Annotated in this window: 20 protein-coding genes and 1 pseudogene; 7 read left to right on the top strand and 14 right to left on the bottom strand. The window is 47.4% G+C overall.

Annotated features, from left to right (window positions below; translation table 11 throughout):
* Window positions 1-22: 22 nt before the first annotated feature.
* From WG89_RS08480 to WG89_RS08470, 3 genes are all read right to left on the bottom strand, one after another.
* On the bottom strand, window positions 23-517 hold the full coding sequence (locus tag WG89_RS08480) for a hypothetical protein (RefSeq protein ID WP_062264212.1): 495 nt from the start codon (window positions 515-517) through the stop codon (window positions 23-25).
* Window positions 514-1,734, bottom strand: a complete 1,221-nt coding sequence (locus tag WG89_RS29225) for a PAAR domain-containing protein (RefSeq protein WP_079253730.1) — start codon at window positions 1,732-1,734, stop codon at window positions 514-516. Before WG89_RS29225 ends, WG89_RS08480 begins: the two co-directional genes overlap by 4 nt.
* 160 nt (window positions 1,735-1,894) lie before the next feature.
* A complete protein-coding gene (locus WG89_RS08470; protein ID WP_062264209.1) occupies window positions 1,895-2,533 on the bottom strand; it encodes a TetR/AcrR family transcriptional regulator in 639 nt (212 codons plus the stop codon).
* A gap of 364 nt (window positions 2,534-2,897) precedes the next feature.
* On the opposite strand from WG89_RS08470, the gene WG89_RS08465 reads away from it, so the two are divergent.
* The 4 genes from WG89_RS08465 (at window position 2,898) to phoR (ending at window position 7,571) form a co-directional block, all read left to right on the top strand.
* On the top strand, window positions 2,898-3,587 hold the full coding sequence (locus WG89_RS08465) for a chorismate--pyruvate lyase family protein (RefSeq protein WP_062264206.1): 690 nt from the start codon (window positions 2,898-2,900) through the stop codon (window positions 3,585-3,587).
* Window positions 3,588-3,904: 317 nt separating this feature from the next.
* Complete coding sequence (gene ubiA / locus WG89_RS08460; protein ID WP_062264204.1) at window positions 3,905-4,792, top strand: 4-hydroxybenzoate octaprenyltransferase; 888 nt, start codon at window positions 3,905-3,907, stop codon at window positions 4,790-4,792.
* Between the two features lie 499 nt (window positions 4,793-5,291).
* The gene (gene phoB / locus WG89_RS08455; RefSeq protein WP_062264201.1) at window positions 5,292-5,981 is read left to right on the top strand and encodes a phosphate regulon transcriptional regulator PhoB; all 690 of its coding nucleotides are present in this window, start codon (window positions 5,292-5,294) and stop codon (window positions 5,979-5,981) included.
* A 267-nt stretch (window positions 5,982-6,248) separates the two neighbouring features.
* Window positions 6,249-7,571, top strand: a complete 1,323-nt coding sequence (gene phoR, locus WG89_RS08450; protein ID WP_062264198.1) for a phosphate regulon sensor histidine kinase PhoR — start codon at window positions 6,249-6,251, stop codon at window positions 7,569-7,571.
* Between the two features lie 208 nt (window positions 7,572-7,779).
* On the opposite strand, the gene WG89_RS08445 is transcribed toward phoR, so the two are convergent.
* The 5 genes and pseudogenes from WG89_RS08445 to WG89_RS08425 all read right to left on the bottom strand — a co-directional run bounded on the left by WG89_RS08445 (window position 7,780) and on the right by WG89_RS08425 (window position 15,052).
* Entirely contained in the window at window positions 7,780-8,199 is a 420-nt protein-coding gene (locus WG89_RS08445) for an H-NS histone family protein (RefSeq protein WP_062264195.1), read from the bottom strand.
* Between the two features lie 293 nt (window positions 8,200-8,492).
* A pseudogene (locus WG89_RS08440) lies at window positions 8,493-9,676 on the bottom strand (DesA family fatty acid desaturase).
* Between the two features lie 328 nt (window positions 9,677-10,004).
* A complete protein-coding gene (locus WG89_RS08435) occupies window positions 10,005-11,540 on the bottom strand; it encodes a SpoVR family protein (RefSeq protein WP_062264192.1) in 1,536 nt (511 codons plus the stop codon).
* Entirely contained in the window at window positions 11,537-12,814 is a 1,278-nt protein-coding gene (locus WG89_RS08430; RefSeq protein ID WP_062264189.1) for a YeaH/YhbH family protein, read from the bottom strand. The genes WG89_RS08435 and WG89_RS08430 overlap by 4 nt, the downstream gene beginning before the upstream one ends.
* Before the next feature lie 315 nt (window positions 12,815-13,129).
* On the bottom strand, window positions 13,130-15,052 hold the full coding sequence (locus tag WG89_RS08425; protein ID WP_062264186.1) for a PrkA family serine protein kinase: 1,923 nt from the start codon (window positions 15,050-15,052) through the stop codon (window positions 13,130-13,132).
* Between the two features lie 989 nt (window positions 15,053-16,041).
* Here WG89_RS08425 and WG89_RS08420 point away from each other — a divergent pair.
* Both WG89_RS08420 and WG89_RS08415 read left to right on the top strand, forming a co-directional pair.
* On the top strand, window positions 16,042-16,485 hold the full coding sequence (locus tag WG89_RS08420) for a 2,4'-dihydroxyacetophenone dioxygenase family protein (RefSeq protein ID WP_062264183.1): 444 nt from the start codon (window positions 16,042-16,044) through the stop codon (window positions 16,483-16,485).
* Between the two features lies 1 nt (window position 16,486).
* Window positions 16,487-17,686 carry a cytochrome P450 gene (locus WG89_RS08415; RefSeq protein WP_062264180.1) on the top strand — a complete coding sequence of 400 codons (1,200 nt, stop codon included), beginning with the start codon at window positions 16,487-16,489 and terminating at the stop codon, window positions 17,684-17,686.
* Window positions 17,687-17,773: 87 nt separating this feature from the next.
* Here WG89_RS08415 and WG89_RS08410 read toward each other — a convergent pair whose 3' ends face one another.
* The 5 genes from WG89_RS08410 to WG89_RS08390 all read right to left on the bottom strand — a co-directional run bounded on the left by WG89_RS08410 (window position 17,774) and on the right by WG89_RS08390 (window position 22,974).
* A complete protein-coding gene (locus WG89_RS08410; RefSeq protein WP_062264175.1) occupies window positions 17,774-18,514 on the bottom strand; it encodes a GNAT family N-acetyltransferase in 741 nt (246 codons plus the stop codon).
* An 84-nt stretch (window positions 18,515-18,598) separates the two neighbouring features.
* Window positions 18,599-19,675, bottom strand: coding sequence for a dihydrolipoamide acetyltransferase family protein (locus WG89_RS08405; RefSeq protein WP_062264172.1), 1,077 nt, complete (start codon window positions 19,673-19,675; stop codon window positions 18,599-18,601).
* A 24-nt stretch (window positions 19,676-19,699) separates the two neighbouring features.
* The gene (locus WG89_RS08400) at window positions 19,700-20,731 is read right to left on the bottom strand and encodes an alpha-ketoacid dehydrogenase subunit beta (protein ID WP_062264169.1); all 1,032 of its coding nucleotides are present in this window, start codon (window positions 20,729-20,731) and stop codon (window positions 19,700-19,702) included.
* Entirely contained in the window at window positions 20,731-21,810 is a 1,080-nt protein-coding gene (gene pdhA / locus WG89_RS08395; protein ID WP_062264166.1) for a pyruvate dehydrogenase (acetyl-transferring) E1 component subunit alpha, read from the bottom strand. The genes WG89_RS08400 and pdhA overlap by 1 nt, the downstream gene beginning before the upstream one ends.
* 117 nt (window positions 21,811-21,927) lie before the next feature.
* Window positions 21,928-22,974, bottom strand: a complete 1,047-nt coding sequence (locus WG89_RS08390; RefSeq protein ID WP_062264163.1) for a Leu/Phe/Val dehydrogenase — start codon at window positions 22,972-22,974, stop codon at window positions 21,928-21,930.
* Window positions 22,975-23,311: 337 nt separating this feature from the next.
* Here WG89_RS08390 and WG89_RS08385 point away from each other — a divergent pair, with 337 nt between their 5' ends.
* Window positions 23,312-23,668, top strand: a complete 357-nt coding sequence (locus WG89_RS08385; protein WP_172806751.1) for a PilZ domain-containing protein — start codon at window positions 23,312-23,314, stop codon at window positions 23,666-23,668.
* A gap of 1 nt (window position 23,669) precedes the next feature.
* On the opposite strand, the gene WG89_RS08380 is transcribed toward WG89_RS08385, so the two are convergent.
* Window positions 23,670-24,158 (bottom strand): Lrp/AsnC ligand binding domain-containing protein, encoded by a 489-nt coding sequence (locus WG89_RS08380; protein ID WP_062264156.1) that lies wholly within the window; start codon window positions 24,156-24,158, stop codon window positions 23,670-23,672.
* Between the last annotated feature and the right edge of the window lie 136 nt (window positions 24,159-24,294).

The following is a 24,294-nucleotide window of genomic DNA, read 5'->3' as shown; positions in this document are numbered from 1 at the left end:
TGATTTTCATGGAGAAAACGGCCTAAAGCTCACCACGGGCAATACGGTCAGCGACTCTTTGAAACATCTGGATCAGTCCGTGGTCAAATAAAAGCTTATCGGTAAAGATGTATTTTTTCGCAAACCCATTTTTCTTCTCCCGATCAAGTGTGACGAAAGCATATCCTCCTCCGCCCTTGCCATCGGCATTAAATGCCCTGCGAATCTTCAGTTCTTCACCATCAACTACTGCTTTGGTATTGAAGGTTCCCTTAGGCAGGCCGCCTTCTGCTTCAGTTTTAAAAAATTTGTCCCTGAGTGTATCCAAATACCACTGAAGACCACGCTTGGGGAATTCAATCTGATTTTTGAGCCATTTGTTACGGCGTTCGTACCAGGTTTTATTGGCAATAATCACATGAGTGCTGTTTACCAGAACAAGCCAGGTTTTATGAGAGTCACGATCGTCCACCAGTGTTTCCACCAGTGTCGGATCTAGATCTACAGTTAAGGGGTCGATCTCTGGAAATTGTTTCATACCGGTTTGCCTACAGAGTGTTTGAGAGGGTAGATTTTCAGAATACCCGCCTCTTTGAGTTCTTTCTGGGTCCTGGGATTTTTTTCAAGGGTGACTGTCTCATTAGGGCCGTAGTGATAACCGTGTCGTACGGTGCCAAAAGGTGTTTCCGGATTGCCTGCCAGCTGGTTATTGGCCAGGCCGTTGCCCAGAAATTGTTCATTGGCACCGGTAGCACTGGCTATTTCATGCCGAACTTCCAGAAAATCAGCTTGATCTTCGTCATAGCCCAGTTCAATTGCAAAATCTGAAAGCTTGTCAGGATCGCTGACATCAGCCCCCTGCTCATTGGCTGTATTGATCACGTGTTCATAAAAGACACTGTAATCCTGTGACATAGCCGGTTCTATTAATATCTCTTTGCCTTTGAACTCATCTGAAAGCTCGGTCAGTGCCATCTGGCTGATCCGTTCGGTGGTAGGAATGATGGTCTGGACATCACAGATTTCATCGGCTTTGTGAGTGTCAATAATCATCAGGGAGTAGGAGGCTTCCGGGTCGTAGGGCACGCCAATGCCGTTCATATGCAGTTCGGCATCGTGGTCATTATGTTGCACCTGGGTGAAGGGGGCTGTCCAGTAACTGGTGGTTTCTTCGGTACGCATAGGACCCAGAGCCCACTCATCTTTTGCGAACTGGGTTTCGACGACACGGGCTACAAAACGTTCAGCAGAACCTTCCTGGGCAATACGTTCTTTATCGGCATTAGAATAAGGCGACTCGTCAATGGGCTGGCCTGATTGTCGACACTCGACCAGCTTCTCTTCAGCCTGTATCAGTCGTTTTTCGCAGGCTTCCAGAGTTTCAGGTTCAGGAGGGAGGTGGCTTTTATCACCTCCCTGAGAAGCAGCGACCGCTGTTCCACCGCCACCACCTGATCCTCCACCGTCGCCTATCAAAACGGTCGGGCAACCTATGATAATGGTTCCGCCATGACCACAGCTATCGCCCATACGGGCTGCGGCCTTACCATTAATCAACACGGTGGCGGACCCGGCGGAAGCTTTGTCAGGTGGGCCAATGCAAGTCGCCATATCGCCGACTCTGGCTGCGGGCATACTGCCGATTAAAACATCTGAAGAGCCCTGAACCACAGGACCACCTACATGAGGGACGGGGCCGGGCTCAACTTTGGGGCAGAGGTGCATGTCTCCGAGGCGGGCGGCAGGCTTTCCCATGAACTGACTCCTTGTTCAACGACGGTTCTTATGACTTTTTGTAGGTACTGTTTTGATGAGTGGTACAATAATGCCAGAAAAAAGAAGGCAGAGGTATGCTTTCGTTTGCTCAGAGAGATTGAAAGCTCCTTGTGTTTTTAGCAATAGTGTTAGGAAGCCTTCAAGCTTTCAAGCCACAACCTCTGAGTACAACGTCGCAGATGGTGTCTGCCGCTTTTTCATAGACGGAGGCGGGCAGTTTTTTCTTTTTCATGACAAAACAGATCTGTTTTTCATAGTCTGCATAATGCTGAGTAGAGCCCCAGATCATAAAGATCAGATGCAAAGGGTCAGTCTGAGTCATTTTGCCTTCGTCAATCCAGTGCTGGAATATGTCTACCTTGTTCTGAACCCATTGCTGGGTTGAGGCCTTCATAGTTGGAGAAAGCTGTTCTCCACCGTGAATGATTTCGCTGGCAAATATCCGACTGGCAATCGGGTACTTTCGTGAAACTTCAACTTTTGAGCGAATGTATCGCTCCAGTGATTGAGCCGGATCGTCTTCCGGGAGGAATTCATTCAGCTTGTCATCCCAGAGATTCAGGATGTTATTAAGAACTTTGTCGTATATTTCCTGTTTGTTGCTGAAGTAATACAGCACATTGGGTTTGGGAAGGTTAGCAAGGTCAGCGATTCGCTGAACAGTTGCTCCACGGTATCCATGCTGGGCAAATTCCTGCTCGGCTGCTTTCAGAATCAGCCGAACACGTTCGGTCCTGATGCGACCGGTTTTTTGGGGCATACGTTTGACTACAGCCATGTACGGATCCTGATTTATTGTTTTTGATCATCCTTTGGGGATGATTTATACCACTGGCAGGAAGCATAGAAAAGAATCTGGCATTGTGCATACATGAGGAATTATTGCAGCAGAGCCGTTCTGGAGAAAAAAATAGCGCCTAAGGTTGTTTTTCAGATTAAAAAGTCATTCTCAAGAACAAAAAATTGGCCAATAATAGCGACCAAAGTTCAAGAGCGCTTCTCAATTCATTCTGAACACCATGAGGCATTGAGAAGCTTTTAAAGATGAATTGGCTATCATGTCATTGTTTGCCATGGTGAGGGATGAATTATCTGTCTTTATAATAACTCTCGACACTTTGGTTTGTGAAACAGGAGTAAGGGTGCCTTTTATAGATTTTGCAGGCCTGTCCTGGAAACCCAGACGATATCTGAAACAGCAAATACCAGAACCATGGCGAGATTGGCTGCTGGATAGCGGTTCCCTGACCCAACGTCTGAAGTTAGCGTTTAACGACGACTTCAGTGTTCGGGTTATTCGCCATGGAACCTTCATGCCCACCTACTCGGAACAGAAATTTCTTAACAGTCGTGAACTGATTAAGAGTCCTGAACCGATGAAGAGCCGTGAGCTGGGAAAAAATACTCTGGTGTCAGAGGGAAATGAAAATCCTTTCCCTGCTAGAAGCTGCAGCAAGATGGCCAGTATCAGGGAGGTTTTGTTGATCTGTGGGGGGAGCCCCCGTGTTTTTGCCCGGAGTGTATTACCACACAGCAGTTTGATTGGCTCCAATAGAGAGCTTCTCCAGTTAGGTAGCAAACCGTTGGGTGAGTTTTTGTTTAATCATCCGGGTATGCGTCGTGGACCTTTTGAAGTAGCTGAGTTACCGGCAAAGAAGTTCAATCCGTATCTGGAGAATCAATACTGTGACGAGACAGCATGGGGAAGACGTTCTCTCTTTTATCTGCACGACAAACCCATTTCTGTTTGTGAAATTTTTTTGCCGGACTTACCTGATCAAACTGGAACGTTATGCAAAAATGAGGAAAGCTGTCTGGAACCTGAGGTTTAACCTGCATGCGCTGCTTTTTTGTGGAAGAGAGGGGTATCCACTGAAGTAGCAGTCTCCCGAAATATAGCGTTTTCCGCAGTGAGTCTTATAATAGTCTGATTGAGAACCCGCCTTAACCTGATAAACTGGCAGGGTGATTTACGATTTAAGGTCATGAGGTACAGGAAAAAATATTCTTGTTCTCATTGGATCTGTCAAAGCGATGATAAGAAAGATTCAGTCAAACAGCATACTGCTGAGCGTCAGGGCGGTAACAAACCGATAGTCCGGACTCTGGAACTGATGAAAGTAAAATTATGATGCAATTCAGGAATCCGATGGGGGTATCGGCAGGCACAGAGATTGTGCTGCAACGGTTTCCCCGTCTTAAAGACTTCTTACAATTGACTCGACTTGATCGACCCATAGGCATTTATTTATTGTTTTGGCCCGCCATGTGGGCGCTTTGGGTAGCGGCGGAAGGTGTGCCAAGCCTGGCTAATCTGGTGATCTTTACAGTGGGCGTCATTCTGATGCGCAGTGCTGGTTGTGTCATCAATGATTATGCAGACCGGAATGTGGATGGTCATGTTAAGCGAACCTTGGCCCGCCCTCTGGTAACAGGTCGGGTAACCGAAAAGGAAGCGTTGATCTTCTTTGTCTCAATGGTGTTTGTAGCCTTTGTTCTTGTGCTATTCACCAACTCCCTGACTATAAAGCTCTCTTTTGCAGGCTTGTTGCTGGCGTCAGCCTACCCCTTTGCCAAAAGACATACTCACTTGCCCCAGGTGGTTTTGGGTGCTGCTTTTGGCTGGTCGATACCCATGGCCTTTGCTGCAGAAAGTGGAGAGTTAACGACGATTGCCTGGCTGATGTTCCTGGCCAATCTATTCTGGACTGTGGCTTACGATACCCAATACGCCATGGTGGACAGGGATGACGATCTTAAGGTGGGCATCAAGTCTACAGCCATTCTGTTTGGTGAAATGGATAATCTGATTGTTGGCAGTTTGCAGGTGTTGACACTGGTCACCCTGGCAATGCTGGGTCATCAGCTGGAACTTGGAGCAGTGTTCTATCTGGCTCTGATAGCCGTTGCCGCTCTGTTTGTGTATCAGCAGTTGTTAACCAGCAACCGGGAGCGTGAAGCCTGCTTCAAGGCTTTCCTCAGTAATCATTGGGCAGGCGCTATCATCTTTGCCGGTCTTTTAGTCAGCTATCTCTGATGTTTCAAAGGGATATGATGGGAAGAAGTCATCATATCCCACTTTTACCTGCCTGTTCTGAGAGCAAAAAAACACTTTGTTCTATTCATCCCCGTTTATAATTTGATGATTGCACCCTGTCTTTACGCTCTGGATTACATCTTCTGATGTAGCTGTAATCCATGTTTTAAAAGGCCTGAAGAGTCCTGTTTTACCGCAAACAACCATGAGCCGGAAATGCAGCTCATTCCGACCCCTAAAAGTGGCTACAGAGTCTGAAATGGCTGCATTTACATCGTAAAATTGTGATGTGTGCTTTGATAGTGTCATCTGTCTGTAACATTTCAAGGGTGTAATGACCCGTGTATAGTGCGGTTGATCAAAGTAGTGAAAACAGCCCTGAGCGGTTCAAGATATTTAAATCAAGTACATGACCTTGTGGTAACCATTGGGAGCTGAGCCAGAAAGAAGCCAGAACGTCACCGCCGAAATCGAATCGACAGATAACAGGTAGAGATCAATGCCAGGAAAGACCATTCTGATCGTAGATGACGAAGCACCAATTCGCGAAATGGTGACCGTTGCTCTGGAGATGGCAGGGTATGACTGCCTTGAGGCAGCTGATGCTAAGGAAGCACACTCTCTGATCGTAGATCACAAGCCCGATCTGATTTTGCTGGACTGGATGTTACCAGACATCTCCGGCATAGAGTTGGCTCGCCGCCTTAAGCGTAATGAGCTGACGTCTGAAATTCCTATTGTGATGCTCACAGCCAAAGGCGAAGAAGATCACAAGATCCAGGGACTGGAAACCGGTGCGGATGACTATATCACCAAGCCTTTTTCTCCCCGTGAATTAGCTGCCCGTCTTAAAGCCGTCCTTCGCCGTGCGGGTGGTTTTGATAATCAATCTCCCATTGTCATCAAAGGACTTGAGCTGGACCCTGTCAGCCATCGAGTCTCCATTGATGGTTCTCCCGCCGAGATCGGTCCTACCGAGTATCGTTTGCTGCAGTTCTTTCTAACCCATCAGGAGCGTGCTTATACCCGTGGGCAGTTGCTTGATCAGGTTTGGGGTGGCAATGTGTATGTTGAAGAACGGACCGTTGACGTACACATCCGACGCTTGCGTAAAGCTCTGGGTAATAATTACGAAGGCTTTGTGCAGACTGTGCGTGGCACTGGCTACCGCTTCTCAACAAGAATGTAACTGTTTTTACCAGGAAAGGTTTTTGGCTACGTCATCTTTGAGTGTTGAGGATGATGCAACAAAAACTTTTCTTCGTTTATGGCTGTTCTACAACTCCTGGTGAGTTCACAATATTGTCTCATCAGGATCGTATTGTTTATTGGAATTGAGACAGCCCCTCAGGAGTGATATCCATGATCGATGTTGCTTTTGAGACAATTGTAGATAGCCATTTGAAGATTTACCCTCTTCTAGCAGGTTGTCAGCAAGTATCTGGCCGGGAGTAATATGACAACAATTTCAAAATCCCATTTGCTGAGTCGAATGCTGGCTTACATGGTAGTTGGGTTTGCCCTTGGCTGGTTTGTTGGAGAGCCTTTTCTTGGCCTCTGCATAGTGATGGGAGGCTATTTTGTCTGGAGCTTTCGTCAGCTGTTCAAACTTCTGGACTGGTTGAATGATCCCAAGGCCAAGAGTAAGGAACCTCCAGAGAGTAAAGGGTTCTGGGGTGAAATCTTTGATGGCATTTATCGTCTGCAAAAGCAGCACAGCCGTTCTCGTCAAAAGCTGGCGGTTGTTATTGAGCGAATTCAGGAATCCACCGCCGCACTGAATGACGGTGTGGTGATGATTGATAACCAGAGCAATCTGGAATGGTGGAACCCGGCCGCTGAAACCCTCATGGGGTTGAAAATGCCTGACGATCAGGGACAACAGATTACCAACCTGCTGCGTGACCCCCGGTTTGCTGATTACTTTGAACAGGGCGGCTATCAGAAAGCACTGGAAATTCCCTCGCCTATTAATCCTGATCACCAGCTGCAATTTAATATAACGGTGTATGGTAAAGGCAATCGGTTGATGACGGTCAGGGATGTAACGCGCCTGAATCAGCTGGAAGTGATGAGAAAAGATTTTGTTGCCAATGTTTCCCATGAGTTGAGAACACCGCTTACCGTTGTTTCGGGTTATCTGGAAACTATGTTGGACAGCCTGGGGCCGGATTCCGGTTTGCCTCCTGTTTGGGAAAAGGCCCTGAACAGGATGCAAGAACAATCACTCAGAATGCAGAATCTGGTGGCTGATCTCTTGTTATTGTCGAAGCTGGAGTCTGCCGAAGCTCAGCCAGATCCAGAGGGTATTCATGTTAAATCGATGCTGAACAGTATTGTTGAAGATGGACGTGCGCTCAGTGGCGAAAATCAGCATCAAATTACTCTGGACTGTTCTGAAAAAGTCACTCTGTCTGGAAGTAGCAGTGAATTACGCAGTGCCTTTTCCAACCTGGTGTTTAATGCTGTGCGTTATACCCCGCTGGGCGGCAAGATTCATGTTCGCTGGTGGCAGGACAGGGAAGGTGGACACATGATGGTGGAAGATAATGGCGTGGGCATCGATCCCATGCACATCCCCAGATTGACAGAAAGGTTCTACCGGATCGATAAGAGTCGCAGCCAGAATACCGGAGGCACTGGACTGGGATTGGCTATCGTCAAGCATGTCATGCTGAGGCACGGCGGCAAGCTCAGTATTAGCAGCCACCCTGGAAAAGGCAGTCGCTTTGTTTGCCACTTTCCTGATAAGAGCCTGGAGCTGGAGCATTCTTCATAAAAGCAAAAAAGGAGCAGTAGCTCCTTTTTTGCTTAAAGCACTTACCACCAAAAAGATGTTTTATCTTTTCATGGTAAAACATAATTCAAACAGTCATGCAGCAATTGTTTACTGTCACTGTTGAGTCATGTCTGCATTTTGATCCACTGCCTCGTAATCAGGAAGCAGTAGAAAAGACATTAGTCTGGAGTCCTGAAAAAGGGTCGACTTACTCTTCAACCACGCAGTCCAGACGTTTTTTGTCAGTACGATCCAGGTAAGCCTGGAAGTCACGTGGCAGACGACCCGTCGTAGAACCGTCCCACTGAACAGTGTCTCCGGCTTCAGTTTGATATTCAAAAGTGAACTTCTGCACATTTCTGCGACGCTTTGGAGCAGCCACTTCCAGATTGTCCAGATCGTCCATGGAAATACCGCGCTCAGCCATAATTTGTTTTACAGCTTCAATGCTTTCCAGCTTGGCTTGACGCTCTTCGTCAACTTTATTACGTGCTTCAACTTTCTCCTGCAGTACATCCTGTATTCTGGAGATAATACGCTCAAGATCTTCAACATGAACATCTTTAAACAGAGAGCGGATACGAGTTTTGCTACTCAGGCGATGATGAATTTCTTCAAAAACGTTCATTCAGGAACTCCCAATTCAGACCAAATCGATGGGGTATTGATGGTTTTCAATTATGAAAGAGCCTATTTATACAGGAAGCTTTAAATTGATGGAAGACTTTCATGTGGTTTTACGAAGTATTTAAATAGATTTAATATCAATTCCTGACTTGATAGGAACGATTGTACAATAGATAAACAGTTGGGAAGTGGTTGAGTTGTGCTAATGATTTGAATTAGCTGCAAAAAAAAACGTATTTTTAAAGAGTCAAACATCTGTTTTGGTATTTGGCTATTTGAATTAATAAAAATAGATTAAATGGCCGATGCTTTTGGTAGTGTATGGCTCTTCAATAATAGGGAGAAATCCTGAAGGGCTTTTATTCCACTTTCCTCTGCTTCGTGACACCATTTAATTAATGCTTCTATTCGTTCATTTTTATCTTTAATCGTATTCCATATAGCCTGAAGATCATTTTTTTCTCGTAAATGGTTTTTAAAACATGGCTGCTGTCAAGGAGTTTACCAATTCGTTCCTGGTGATCCGGAATGAGAAGGCTATGTTCTCGAGCCAAAAATTTACGGGCAGAGTTAAATAGCTTTCGGGTTTTGGTGCAGGCCCTGCTCTTTTCATCTCTGACCATTGGCCCAATGACCATTTTTTTGTATTGAACCATAATCTGGAAGCGATTATTGATAATCGCCATCACCGTATCGTAATCATTATGGTTTTTTTCTATATCCATTTTGGCCAGCGGATTGACTTTTCTGACATTGGCCAGGTTTAAATAGTCGAAAAAACGAATCCAAAGCCAGCCGATATCAAACTCCCATTTTCTCACCGAGAGCCTGGGAGAGTTGGGAAAGGTGTGATGGTTGTTATGCAGTTCCTCACCACCAATCAGTAAACCCAAAGGGATTAAATTGCGGGCAGCGTCCTTACATTCAAAGTTTCGATAGCCACTGTGGTGACCCAGACCATTAATCACTCCGGCCGCAAAAAATGGAATCCAGAGCATTTGAACCGCCCAGACGGTAATGCCAATGGCACCAAACAATATAAGGTCAATAGCCAGCATCAAGACAATGCCGGCTTTGGAATAAGGGGTATATAGTTTTCGTTCAATCCAGTCATCAGGTGTTCGCTGTCCATAGCGCTGCAAGGTTTCCTGATTGGCCGCTTCCTGACGATACAGTTCCGCGCCTTGCCAAAGTACTTTTTGCAATCCCTTGCGAACCGGACTGTGCGGGTCATGTTCCGTTTCACAGCAGGCATGATGTTTGCGGTGGATGGCAGTCCACTCAAGTGTGCGCATACCGGTTGTGAGCCATAGCCAGAAACGGAACAGATGCTGCAATACCGGATGAAGCTCCAGTGCGTTGTGGGCGCTGAACCGATGCAGGTAAATGGTGACAGAAAGAATGGTAATGTGAGTCAGTATCAGTGTTGCCAGAATGGTTTCCCACGGAGAGGGAGACAGCAATCCTTCATACCACATGGTTTATACCTCATCAGCTTTTCACAGGGTACAGCTTCTTATGGTTTTGGGATGGCTTTTTCTGCCGGTACTCCTCGCTCACCTTCCCGCATACGGCTGTGTATTGCTTGCCAGAATGACGGCTCCATGAAACAGCGACTATGCATGGTGAAAGACTAATGATTTTATCGTCTCAATAAACTCTGGTTTTGAAATAACTTACCAGCTTTTTATATCTGAAACATTACTTGAGGAGATAGGTGTCGGACAGAGAGTATATGAAGTAAGGAGAGAGCTCCTGTTGCCGGTGCAACAGGAGTCATTCATTTAAACAGGATTACGAAGCGACTTAATGCGATTTCCCGGAATCCTTTTTATCAGGGCAGTGATAACTCTGACTGACTTTATTATCCACTGTGACGGATTCCATTTTGACATCAAACTGCCAGAGTCTGTGCACATGCTTGAGGAGTTCTTCTGTATTTTTATCCAGAGGACGTCCCTGATGCTGGTAGTGTCTCAGAGTCAGCGTCCGGTCACCGCGAACATCAACATCATAAACCTGAATATTGGGCTCACGGTTCCCCAGGTTGTATTGCGCAGCCAATGACTCCCTGACTTCCTTGTATCCAGTGCTGTTATGGATAGCATCGACTTCCAGATAGGATTTACATTCGTCGTCCATAATGGAGAAGAGTCTGAGATCTCTCATTACTTTAGGAGACAGGAACTGAAGAATGAAGCTTTCATCCTTGAAGTTCTTCATGGCAAAGTGCACGGTTTCCAGCCAGTCACTGCCGGCAAAGTCAGGGAACCAGTGTTTGTCTTCGTCGGTAGGATCTTCACAGATTCTGCGAATATCCTGGAACATGCAGAAGCCCAGGGTGTAGGGATTGATGCCACTGTAGTGCGGGCTGTCAAAAGGAGGTTGGTACACTACGCTTGAGTGAGAGTGCAGGAATTCCAGCATAAAGCCGTCAGTGACTTTTCCTTCCTCATAAAGCTCATGCAGAAGATGATAGTGCCAGAAGCAGGCCCAGCCTTCGTTCATCACCTGAGTTTGACGCTGAGGGTAATAGTATTGGGATACTTTCCTTACTATTCGAAGCAGTTCACGCTGCCAGGTTTCCAGCAGGGGAGCATTCTTTTCCAGAAAGTAGAGAATGTTCTCTTCCGGGTCTTTGGGAAAACGCTGAACTTTTTTCTCTTCTTTCTCTTCAGCTTTTGGAATGGTGCTCCAGATGTCGTCCAGGGTTCTCTGTATGTACTCTGCCCGTTCTTCCTGCCGCTCTTTTTCTTGCTCAGCAGAAAGAGGTCTGGGTCGTTTGTAGCGATTCACACCCTGATTCATCAGAGCATGCGCTGCGTCCAGAACATCTTCGACTGCTTCGACACCGTATTTTTCTTCACATTCTGCCACGTAACGCTTGGCAAACATCAGATAATCAATGATGGACTCGGCGTCGGTCCAGGTCTGGAATAGATAGTTACCTTTAAAGAAAGAGTTGTGGCCATAACTGGCGTGAGCCAGTACCAATGCCTGCATGGTCATGGTGTTTTCTTCCATGAGGTAAGCAATACAGGGATTGGAGTTGATCACAATTTCATAGGCAAGGCCCATACGACCACGCTGATAATTCTGCTGCGTATGCAGAAACTGTTTACCAAAACTCCAGTGGCTGTACATTAATGGCATGCCTGTAGAGGAGTAGGCATCCATCATTTGTTCAGCGCTGATCACTTCTATCTGGTTTGGGTAAGTGTCCAGCCGGAATTTGTCGGCAAGCCTTGCCAGTTCGCTGTCATATTCCTGAATGAGTTCAAAGGTCCACTCTGAACCGGTTGAGATGGGCGTTCTCTCACTCGTGGCTGATGCTTCGCTCATACGGTTTCCTTTTTCTCAAACAGGCGACGGAACACCGGGTAGATATCATTCGGTGTCTTGATCTGCTGCATGGCAAACTGGTCGGCGAATTGTTCCGCTATGCTTTCATATTCACGCCAGAGGTTCTGATGAGCACGGTCTGTGATTTCGACGTAGGAAAAGTATTGAACCTTGGACATGATCTGCTCAGTCAGAATCTTGGAGCAGACACTGGAATCCCCTTCCCAGTTATCGCCATCGGAAGCCTGAGCGACATAGATATTCCAATCTACGGGGTTGTAGCGTTCATTGATAATGTCACGAGTCATTTCCAGAGCGCTGGAGACAATGGTTCCACCGGTTTCTCTGGAGTAGAAGAAGTCATCTTCATCCACTTCTTTTGCTGCAGTGTGGTGACGGATAAAGACCACTTCTATCTGTTTGTAATTCCGTTGCAAAAACAGATAAAGCAAGATGAAGAAGCGTTTGGCCATGTCCTTGATTTCCTGTGTCATGGAACCGGAAACGTCCATAACACAAAACATGACGGCCTTATTGCTTGGGCTGGGTACTTTAATCAGATTGTTGTACTTGAGATCAAAATCATCAATGAAAGGCAGCTTTTTCAGCCGGGCATTGAGTTCTTTTATTCTCTCGCGCAGCTCTTCTACCAGTTCTGCATCAGTAGCATCAGGGCTAACTTCCAACTCTCTAAGCTGGCGCTTCAGGATTCGCACCTCTTTTCGGGCTCCACCTCCCAGAGCAATGCGGCGAGCGTGTGCAGATTTTAAAGATCTGACAACATTCAATCGGTCTGGTGAGCCTTCACTGGTGTAGCCAGCGTGCTTCATTTTAAATTCGGTAGCATCCTGAAGCTGCTTGCGAACCAGGTTAGGAAGTTCCAGATCATCAAACATGTGATTAAGAAATTCTTCATGATTGATCTGGAAGCTGAACTCATCCATACCTTCACCGGAATTCCCGGCTTTACCGCGGCCTGATCCCTGACCTGAACCGCCGGAAGGGCGCTTGATTCTGTCACCAGAAACAAACTCTTTATTACCTGGGTGAACCTGCTTGTAGCGACCACCCTGACCATGCTGGAAGCTCGGCTCTGAGAGATCTTTGGTTGGAATGGTGACCTGGCTGCCTGATTCCACATCAGTAATGGAGCGTTTGTTGACCGCTTCAGAAACAGCTTTCTTAATGTGCTTGCGGTATCTGTCCAGGAAGCGCTGTCGATTGACAGTACTTTTGTTTTTCCCGTTCAGACGTCGATCAATAATAATGCTCATTAACACGCTCCCTGTCTGTTATGACACAGAACATTCCATGATTTCCATGTCGCCAGTTTTGAACCGCCTGTTCAAAACCTTGTCATTCCAATCCCTTATTTCTAGTTATCGGAATGTGGTGACATCCTTCCACCGTTTTTTTCTTATTTTTTTCCGGAAGTATTTTTCTGACATTCGTCAGTCACTTCCGGCTCAGTCTCGAAATCATTTTTTGATCACACCTTTTATAAGCTCATGGCTGCAGGGTGGGCAGGTATGTGATCAAAGAATGATTCCAGAAAGCGAGGCCTGCGACAGAGTCGCAGGCCTGACCTGTTACTGTGACTTCCTGACCCGGATATACCATTCTGCCAGCAGTCTTACCTGCTTCTCGGTATAACCTCTTTCCACCATGCGTTTCACAAACTCGTTGTGTTTGCGCTGGTCTTCGTTGCTGCTCTTGGCATTAAAGGAAATGACCGGCAGCAGATCTTCCGTGTTGGAGAACATCTTCTTCTCGATCACGGTGCGCATCTTCTCGTAGCTGGACCAGCTTGGGTTTTTACCCTGGTTGTTGGCCCGTGCCCTGAGTACAAAGTTCACGACTTCATTCCGGAAATCTTTCGGGTTGGCAATACTGGCGGCCTTCTCGATCTTCTCCAGTTCTTCGTTAATAGCTCCCCGATCAAGAATATCTCCGGTTTCAGGGTCACGGTATTCCTGATCCTGAATCCAGAAGTCAGCGTAAGTAATGTAGCGGTCAAAGATATTCTGACCATACTCGGAGTAAGACTCGAGGTAAGCGGTTTGAATTTCTTTGCCCAGGAACTCGATGTATTTCGGCGCCAGGAATTCCTTCACATAACGCAGGTAGCGCTCATGGATTTCTTTCGGGAATTGCTGCTGTTCAATTTGTTGCTCAAGAACATAGAGCATATGAACAGGGTTGGCAGCCACTTCGGTTGGGTCAAAGTTAAAGACCTTGGAAAGAATCTTGAAAGCAAAACGGGTAGATAAACCTTCCATGCCTTCATCGACGCCGGCCGCATCCTTATATTCCTGCAAGGGTTTGGCGTTAGGATCTGTGTCTTTCAGGTTTTCACCGTCGTAAACCCGCATCTTGGAGTAGACGTTGGAGTTTTCAGGTTCTTTCACCCTGGAAAGTACGGAGAACTGGGCCAGCATCTTGAGAGTATCGGGAGCACAAGGTGCATCTCTCAGTGAGCTGCTGGACAACAGTTTTTCATAAATCAGGATTTCTTCTTTAACTCGTGTGCAATAAGGCACTTTGACGATATTGACCCGGTCAATAAAAGCTTCGTTGGTTTTATTGTTCTTGAAGGTTTGCCACTCGGACTCGTTTGAGTGAGCGAGGATGACGCCATTGAAAGGAATCGCACCCATTCCTTCAGTACTGTTGTAATTACCTTCCTGGGTTGCAGTCAGCAGGGGGTGGAGTACTTTGATGGGGGCTTTGAACATCTCAACAAATTCCATCAGACCCTGGTTCGCGTTACAGAGTGCTCCAGAGAAACTGTAAGCATCTGGATCATCCTGTGAATACTCTTCCAGCTGACGAATATCCACTTTACCCACCAGACTGGAAATGTCCTGGTTATTTTCATCACCGGGTTCGGTTTTGGCTATTGCAACCTGATTAAGAATGCTTGGGTAGAGTTTCACAATTCTGAACTTGGTAATGTCGCCGCCAAACTCATTCAGACGTTTTACTGCCCAGGGTGACATGATGCCGCCGAGATAACGTTTGGGAATGCCATATTCCTGAGTCAGGATGTCGCCGTCTTCTTCAGCATTGAACAGGTTCAGGGGGGATTCGAATACCGGTGAGCCTTTGATGGCGTAGAAAGGCTCTCTTTGCATCAGGGCTTTCAGTCGTTCTGCGAGGGATGATTTACCGCCCCCCACCGGACCCAGCAAATAGAGAATCTGTTTCCTTTCTTCCAATCCCTGAGCAGCATGTTTGAAGTAGGACACAATCTGTTCAATCGCTTCTTCCATGCCATAAAATTCTTCGAAGGCAGGGTAGCGTTTGATCAGCTTGTTGGAAAAAATACGGCTAAGTCGGGAATCCCGGGAGGTATCCGTCATCTGTGGTTCGCCAATGGCCATCAGCATTCTTTCTGCTGCATTGGCGTAGGCACCGGGGTCTTCTTTACAGAGATCCAGGTACTCCTGGATGGTCAGCTCTTCCTGCTGCGTGGATTGGTATCGCTCCTGATAGTGGTTAAATATATCCATATTGTGCCCTGCCCTGTCTGATGTTCGGATTCGATAGCCGTAGAGGGTTTTCTGGCCCCTTCAATTACGACTATCGGCAAGATCAGTACATTGGCCACTCTTATAATTATAGAGAGTAAGTATAGGTAGTGGCCTGGGCTGGCAGCCGTCCATTGGCTGACATCATGGAAAGCTCAACTGAAAACCGGGAGGCTGACCGAGCATTGCGCTTGAGCATAAAGTTCAGTAGAACGTGGCAGCTTTTTCACTGAGTTTGTGCGAATAGTTTATCTATTTAAACAAACTCAGTGGAAAAGATGACCGTTCTTTCTGGACTTTAGGCCAAGCTGTCTATGCTTGGTCAGCCTCCTGAATGTTGACTCAAACAGAATGGGAGGAAATTTCCAGCCCTTTAGATTTTATAATGTGGAGTTTTTGCTCAATCTGCAATAGCTGTCGTAGGGTTTAATGCAGAAAATAGCGATTTTTTTTTCTGCACCCATAAAGTGCATCCAGCCCTTGGTGTTTGTGACATTCCTGTCATCCGACAAATGCAATCAAAAATAAACGACCAAGGATTTTTGTTTCTTTCAAAGATAAATCAAAGCAAGCCTCAGGAATGTTTTTCAAAGGGTCAGAATCTGTTCTCAGATTCACCTGTTCTTTATTTAAAAAAAGAGGAACCAATCTATCTCACCATTGGACTTTCAGTTGTGCGTGTCAGTCATGTAAATCACAGCGATTGATCAAACAGTAGTACTCAACATTTCAGCAGAGAGAAGTCATTTGTAAATGTATGTTTCTGCTCGCTTCTAAGTCGATTGCTTTATGTTATTCTGGCCGCTCGCCCAAGTTGGCGCGGCAAACTCTAATAATAAATGCGCAATTGTTGCCTGAGGTTCTGCTCAGGCAGCAATCAACAGCCATGAGCGAAAATGCAGCTTACCCCGAAACATAAAAATGGCTATGAGTCTGGCCTAGCTGCATTTTCATAATAACAGGTGACTCTAATGATTCGAGACGCGGTACATCTAGGTCAAGACGATCTCCCCTTTGTTGATATTGGTGATGGCAGCCTGCTGAAAGTGTTGCAGGTGAAAGCCGGAGAAGGCTTGTGGATTATTGAGAATATCTTCAAGGCGGGATACGAGGTGGACAAGCACCGTCATACTGGCCCGGTATACGGCTATACCACCTCAGGAGCTTGGAAATACAAGGAATATGAGTACGTTAACCGCGCAGGGTCTTTTCTCTACGAACCTGCAGGTTCAGAGCACACTCTGCAATGCATTGAGGACAATACCCGGGTCTGGTTTCAGATGTATGGCTCCAACATCAATCTGGATGCAGATGGCAATATCACTTCGGTAGTGGATGGCCAGATGACTTTGGATTTTTACCTCGCCATGTGTGAAGAACAGGGCTTGCCTCGCCCCAACGTGCTGGTTGAATGATATGGATATTGACGTATATTCCCCCGATCAATACCTCAATGGTATTCCCCACGAGCAGTTTGCCTGGTTGAGAAACAATGCTCCGGTCTATTGGCATGATCATCCCGAAGGCGGTGGTTACTGGGTACTGAGTAAACATGCCGATGTCATTAAAGTCTCACGGGATTTCAAAACCTTCTCGGCTCAGGAAGGTTTCGTTATGGTGGATGACCTCCCCCCCGAACTGTTGACGATGGCGCAAAACCAGTTGCTGGGCATGGATCCTCCTAATCATGGGCCTCTTCGCCGTTCCGTGATCACCCGTGTAACGTCAAAACGATTAATGGCTTTGGAGCCGATGATCCGAAGTGTTGCACAAGAGGTTATGCGTGAAGCCAGTCGCGGGGGCGAGATGAATTTTGTAGAGGATCTGGCAGGGGATCTTCCTACGGCTGTGATTGGTTTGCTTCTGGATATTCCCAGGGAAATGTGGCCTCAGATTCGCAGGTGGTCAGACCTGCAAACTTCAGGTACTGATCCTGATCTTGGTGGTACGCCTGAAGAGGTGGCTCAGGCTTCAGTGGAAATGGGAACCTATGGTTTCCAACTGGCCAGCGAACGTCGTGACAAAGACGGTGATGATCTGATTTCCCTGCTGATCAACCAGGAAGTGGAAGGCAGGCTGATTTCAGAAATGGAGTTTGCCTCATTGTTCATACAGATTGCCGTGGCTGGCAACGAGACTACTCGTGGTTTGATTAGTTCTGGTATGTACGAACTGATCAAGAGACCCGAACTGTACAAGCAGTTGGAAGCTAACCCTGATCAGTTGCCTTCGGCCATTGAAGAAATGCTTCGCTGGACCTGCCCGCTGCATTATTTTCGACGCACCGTCGTTTCCGATACAGAGATCGGTGGACAGAAAATTAAAAAGGGTGACAAGGTTGTGATGTTGTACAGCTCCGCCAACTTTGATGAGGAAGTCTTTGCTGACCCCATGACGTTTGATATCACTCGTGATCCCAATCCTCACACAGCTTTTGGGCACGGAATTCATCTTTGTCTGGGCGCGAATCTCGCGAGAATGGAAACACGAATCTTCTTTGAAGAGTTTTTCAAAACCTTTGCCGGTATTGAAATGGCGGGTGAACCTGCGTTTATTCGTTCCAATAACATTCACGGGTTCAAGCGAATGCCTGTCCGCATTCAACCGAGAAGATAGGAGCGGCTGAACGGTAAGCCCCGACTTTTCGGTCGGGGCTTACCGGACGAAAAATCGGGCAGACTGGAGAGATCAGATGACTGGATGTCAGTTGAAAGCGTATTTCAGTTTCCATAGGTCAATATCAGTATCCTTGTATTTTTTGGTTTCGCCTCCTGAGCGTTCGAACCCTTGTTTTTGATAAAATTGTATGGCCTTTTCATTTTTTTCATAGACCCAAAGAAAAAATAAACTGCCTGGCTTAATAAGTGTCTTTAAGTATTCAAGTAACTTGCTTCCTGCTCCCAGCCTTTGGAAAGCAGGGTGCACATAGAGTCCTATTATCTCTATTGTGCTATTAGGCAGTGATTGATAACCGCAAAATGCTACAACTCGACTGCCTGCCTTGAGAATCAGGGTTTTGTGGTTTGAAGGTGGAGAGTGTAGCTGCTTGCTCCACAAGTTTCTGAAGTCGTTTTGTGACCTGAAAGGAAGAACTTGTTTATACGCTGCATTCCAAGAGGCGAAGTGCACCTCCGCAACTGCTTCTATATCTTCAGAAGAAGCAAAGCTGATACTTGTTTCCATTTGATCGATTGCACTAAAAAAATGGGCAAGTAAACCCGGTATCTGAGTAGTACTGGGGTCAGAGGTTTGTGCGGATGGCAGTAACTCGTTTTGTAATCCGATTCCTGCAGTCAAATCGCTGTAGAACGTATATACATTATTCTCTAAATTCCAGTATGTTCTACTTAGTTGATCGTTTAATACCGCCTTTACCAGATCGAACCCGTGAGCTTCCATACAGACTAAAAAGACTCCCACAACAAGAAACTTCAGAGAATACATTGGGGGTACACTTCATTCAGTGCAGGAGTGAAATAGAATAGCAGATAAAGCAACCGGACATCAGAGTACCCGGCTGCCTGAAAACTAAATAGATAATGATTCAAGCATACAGTGAAGGAAGCGAGTGGCCTCACCACCGGTTACAACACGATGGTCGAAGGTCAGGGAGATAGGAAGAATACGATGATTCTCAATCTGACCGTCTTCACTCACTACACGGGTTCTCAATCGACCCACTCCAATGATGCATACCATCGGTGGAACAACGATGGGGGTTGCGAACTGACCGGCAAAAACACCAAAGTTACTCAGTGTAATCGTTCCACCCTGCATTTCTGAGGGAGGAAGGCTGCGCTCTTCAACCGCTTTTCGGAAATAGTTAATGCTATCCCGAAGAGAAGCCGCATCACGCTTTTCAGCGTCCTTGATCACGGGAACAAACAGTCCGTCTTCACTATCAACGGCCAGACCAAGATTCACAGAAGTGAATACTTCACGGCTCATTACGGTTTCATCAAACCAGGCATTCAGAGCAGGCTCTTCTTTACAGGCAATGGTGATAGCCTGAATCAGCCGAACGCTAATGTCTGTGCCTTTTGGCCAGTGTTCAATATCTACATCATCAAACAGAGTGACCGGCACAACTTCGGCGTGAGACTGTGCCATGGTTTTCGCCATGTGTTTTCTGACGCCTTTCAGGGGCTCAGGATTTTCCAGCGGATAGCTGTGTCGAATGGAGTCTCTGCCAATGCCTTTGGGGTCAATGGAAACACCCAGTTTCGCTGCCAGCTCACTGATATCTCCACGAGCGGCTGCTGCCGGAGCTTTTCCTGAGTCAGGCGGAGTGCCGATAAAGAAATCGTCATCGGAGCTGTCATGGTGTTCTGCAGTTGCCAGTTCACCAACAACAGTCCCGGAATCTTCCTGATCACTGACAAACTCCAGCAGTGGGGCTCCCGTCATAATGGTGTCGCCAGGCTGGCCATAAAGTTTTGCTATCACACCTGTTGCAGGTGAAGGAACTTCAACAATAGCCTTGGCCGTTTCGACAGAAACAATAATCTGGTCTTCCGTAACGGAATCGCCTTCCTGGATGTGCCACTCAACAATGTCGGCTTCCGGAATGCCTTCACCCAGGTCGGGCAGGTTGAAAAATTTCATGTTGTTATCGTCCTGCTGCTGATATCAGTGATACGCCAGTGTTTTCAGGGATGCCTTGATTATGTCGTCAGGCTGGGGAAGATAATGATCTTCCATCCGGTAATACGGCATGGTGGTGTCGTAGCCTGTTACCCGCTCGATAGGGGCTTTCAGATCCATGAGGGCTTCGGAAGCTATTTCGGCAGCTATTTCGGCACCTACGCCAAAGCTTCTGCAGGCTTCATGAATAATCACGCAGCGACCGGTTTTTCGAACAGACGTCAGAATGGTTTCCATATCCAGTGGCTTGATTGTGGCCACGTCGATGACTTCAACTGAAACACAGTACTGTTCGAGTGTTTTGGAGGCTTGAAGCGTTTCGCTGACCGAAGCTCCCCAGCTGATCAGGGTAAGGTCCGAACCTTCTTTCAGCGTGAAGCACTTATCCAGAGGTAGCAGGGCGGTCTTTTCAGACACTTCCTGTTTAACGGCTCGATAGATACGCTTGGGTTCTAGGAAAAGTACCGGATCCGGTTCATTGATGGCTGAGCGAAGCAATCCATAAGCTCTGACCGGTGATGAGGGAATCACCACTCTCAAACCAGGAATGTGAGCGAACAGGGCCTCAGTACTTTCAGAGTGATGCTCTGGTGCATGAATGCCACCACCAAAAGGTGCCCGGACCACCATCGGGCTGGTTAAGCGTCCCCGGGTGCGATTACGCATGCGTGCTGCATGACAGATCAGTTGCTCCATAGCGGGAAAGATGAATCCCATGAACTGAATCTCAGCCACAGGCTTTAACCCCTGGGCTGCCATACCGACGCTGATACCCGCAATCAGAGTTTCTGCCAGTGGTGTGTCCATAACCCTTTTCAGACCGTACTTGTCTCTCAGTCCCTGGGTCGCACGAAATACCCCACCATTGACGCCAATGTCTTCACCAAGAAGTACCACGTCAGGGTCTTTCTTCATGGCATGGTTCAGAGCCAGATTAATGGCCTCGACCATGGTGATTTTCTTGGCAGTGCTGTCCACGGCCGATCTGGCCAGGTTTTCAGATACCGAACTGTTCATCAGTGCATTCCTCCGTCGGCTTTAGCCATCGCTTCCTGCTTCTGCTTTTCCAGTTGAGAGGGCATGTTGGCGTAGTGGTAATCGAAGAGGTCGCTGATGGGAGGCAGAGGTGTTTCGAGATAGGTTTTGACTTCTTTTTCGACCAGGGCTGCGGCTTCCTGCTTTAGCGCCTGTTCTTTTTGTTCATTCCAGAGTCCGCGGTGATAGAGGAAGTTTCTAAGTCGCTTAATGGGCTCTTTGTTCCATGCATCCTGAAGCTCTTCACTGTTACGATAGCGACTGGCGTCGTCTGCCGTAGTGTGGTCACTCAGTCGGTAACTGATGGCTTCGATCACCGTTGCGCCCTTACCACTTCTGGCCCGTTTCATGGCTTCACTGACTACTTCGTGTAAGGCCACAACGTCATTTCCGTCCACTTGAACCGAAGGCAGACCAGCGGAAATACCTTTTTGAGCCAGTGTGGGGGCGCCTGACTGAATTTTGCGTGGCACAGAAATCGCCCACTGGTTGTTGTTGATAATAAACACCATTGGCAACTGCCAGGTGCCAGCAAGGTTCAACGCTTCAGTAAAGTCACCTTTAGACGTGGCGCCGTCGCCCAGAGAGACCACAGCAACTTGTGGTTCGTGTCTGATCTTTATAGCGGTTGCTACTCCAGCGGCGTGGCCTGCCTGAGTGGCAATGGGTACACAGTTAGGGAAGTCATGTCCCCAGGCTGGGCTTGAGCTGCCTCGCTCATCTCCACCCCAGTAGAGCATTACATCGGAGAGAGGAACTCCGCGAATCATTAAACCGGGAAGGTCGCGATAGTAGGGAATCAGTACGTCTTTCTTCTCCATCAGGGAGCAAGAAACAGTACTGATGGCTTCCTGCCCGAGACAGGATGGGTAAGTCCCCATTTGGCCTGTTCTCTGCAAAGCAATCGCTTTGGCATCCCCTGCCCTGGCTATCACCATTGTGCGGTAATAATGAATCAGGGTGTCCTTGTCTTCTGTCCATTCAGGTAGCCTCTGAAGGACTTCTCCCTCCTCATCAAGATATTGATAGAAGGGAATCTGACAGGAATCTTTGGCTTTCATCAGGTGCGCTCCTGCATTTTATGCCATGAGGCTCTGATCACCGGGTGAAAAGAGTTTTCTTCTACTCATGCTGTAGTGGCTCATGACTGTAATTAGGTAATAGCTGTAAGCAGCCCGTCAGGCACTCAGTTGACCGGATTGCTCTCCGAACAGCAGAACTTCTGCCATATGGTCGGCAATCAGGCTGCTGGGAGCCTGCCGTTGCTGCTCATGGCGAAACACCTGCAGCAAAGTATCTTCTATGGCGTTGATGCGATGATTCATTTCGTTTTGTGATTTACCTTGATGTGTCATCGCAACGAAGATTAGTCCACCTGCGTTGATCAGGTAGTCCGGCGCATAGAGAATGCCCTTATCAAACAATCGTTGACCGCAGTCAGGTGTCAGCAGTTGATTGTTTGCAGAGCCTGCTACAGCAGCGCATTGCAACTGGTTGATGGTGTCTTCACTCAGAATTCCTCCCAGACCACAGGGGCTGAAAATGTCGCAAGGAACGGAATAGATTTCTTCAGCGCTCACAGCTGTGGCACCGAATTCCTGAATACATTGCTGAACTTTCTGTTCATTAATGTCAGTGACAACCAGTTTGGCACCGTCCTGATGCAGCAACTGGCAAAGGGCAAAGCCCACATTACCCAGTCCCTGGACCGCAACGGTCATATCTTTGAGTGAGGAGCCAAATTCCCGATGGGCTTTCAGGGTAGCCTGAATCCCTTTGTAAACGCCCAGGGCAGTAGAAGGTGCAGGGTTGCCACTGGATGAGGTACAGGAAACGTGTTGAGTTTGAGTGGCGATGGTATCCATGTCGGAAACTCTTGAGCCGCTGTCCATCGCAGTGATGTAACGACCACCCAGTTCGTCTATGAATTGACCAAAAGCCTGGAACAGTTTTTTGCGATCATAGGGGCCTTCGGGCTCCATGATGACAGACTTGCCACCACCCAGATCCAGACCGGCAAGAGCTGCTTTATAGCTCATACCCTGGGCAAGGCGAATAGCGTCAGTAACCGCATCTTCTGTTGAGGAGTAAGGAATAATTCGACAACCGCCGAGGGCTGGGCCTCTACGGGTGTTATGAATTGCAACAATTGCTTTGAGGCCTGAGGCTTCATCGTATTTCAGATGGATGTCATTGAGCCGGGCCTCTGTTATCTGTCTGAACATAACGGGATCCCTCCGCATGTGTCAGAGCTGATAAGGCTCTGTTTTGCTTATTGTTTTTATTATAGTTGCCAAGGGTCAGGGTTATGGCCCACAGCAGCAGTGATTGAGGCTTTTAGCCCCTTCAGCGATTACAAAACATCGGCAGGTAACTTGTCAACTGAAGGATTGTAAAACAGGGCTGGGACATACACAGACAGATCCGTTAAAAAAGTGATTTTTTGAGAGTTGCTTCACACCACAAGCAGTCTCAATGCACCTGATTCTGTCGGGCAGTTTTGTCATCGTGACGAAAAGTCGGTATGTTGGAATTTCGCTCTATGAAAACAGAGGACGTGTCATGACGGATACTGTACTTGAGAAGCGGCGCTATCCACGCAAGGTTCTGGCTGAGCCCGCCCAGGTTATGGACAATGACAGCGGTCAGTTATTAGGGGTTCTGGAAGACGTATCCAGGGGAGGCTTTAGCATCCTCACAGACCAACCTATCCGGCTGGAAGATGTCAGAAACATCACTATGGTATTGCCTGGTCTCAATGAAACCGCACACCATGTCACATTGGTAGCCAAGTGCGTCTGGTGTCAATCAGGGAATAAGCAGGGCGATCATTCCAGGGACTATGCCGCAGGATTCCAGCTGCACGGTATCGAGGAGCAGGATGCTGTCGCCCTGAACTATTTCATCAGGGATTACTGATTCAATCCGGAATTGGGAGGTTCAGGGTTTCTTTCAGCTCTTCCATGACGATGTAACTTTTGGACTCCCTGACACCCGGCAGCTTAAGCAAAATATCGCCCAGCAGTTCCCGGTATGAGGCCATTTCTGAAATACGGGCCTTGATCAGGTAGTCAAAGTTACCGGACACCAGATGACATTCCAGGACGTTCGGCAGTGAAACAACCGCTCGTCGAAACTCATCAAAGATATCCGCAGATTTGGTGTAAAGGCTGATTTCGACATAGACCAGCAAACCAGCTTGAAGATACTGGGGATTTAATCGGGCACAGTAGCCCTGAATGATGTCTTCCCGCTCAAGACGTTTGACCCTTTCCATGCAGGGTGTGGTACTTAAACCCACCCGATCTGCCAGATCCACATAGGAAATACGACCGATTTCCTGGAGTGTGCGAAGAATATTACGATCAATCCTGTCCAGTTGCCGGACGACTTCTTTTCGACTTCTCATTTCAGCAATCGTCTGATTCAGGTAGTTAGGGAGCTGACTGTTTTCAGTCTGCTTCCAGGGAAGCTAGCCTGGGTATTCATGATTACTTAACAGGGATATTCCATGAAGACACATTCAAGCATCCTTCAGGGTGTCT

Source organism: Endozoicomonas arenosclerae (genome assembly GCF_001562015.1).
GTDB lineage: Bacteria > Pseudomonadota > Gammaproteobacteria > Pseudomonadales > Endozoicomonadaceae > Endozoicomonas_A > Endozoicomonas_A arenosclerae.
Note: the sequence above shows the minus strand (reverse complement) of the source record. Positions and strands in the feature narration are given on the sequence as shown.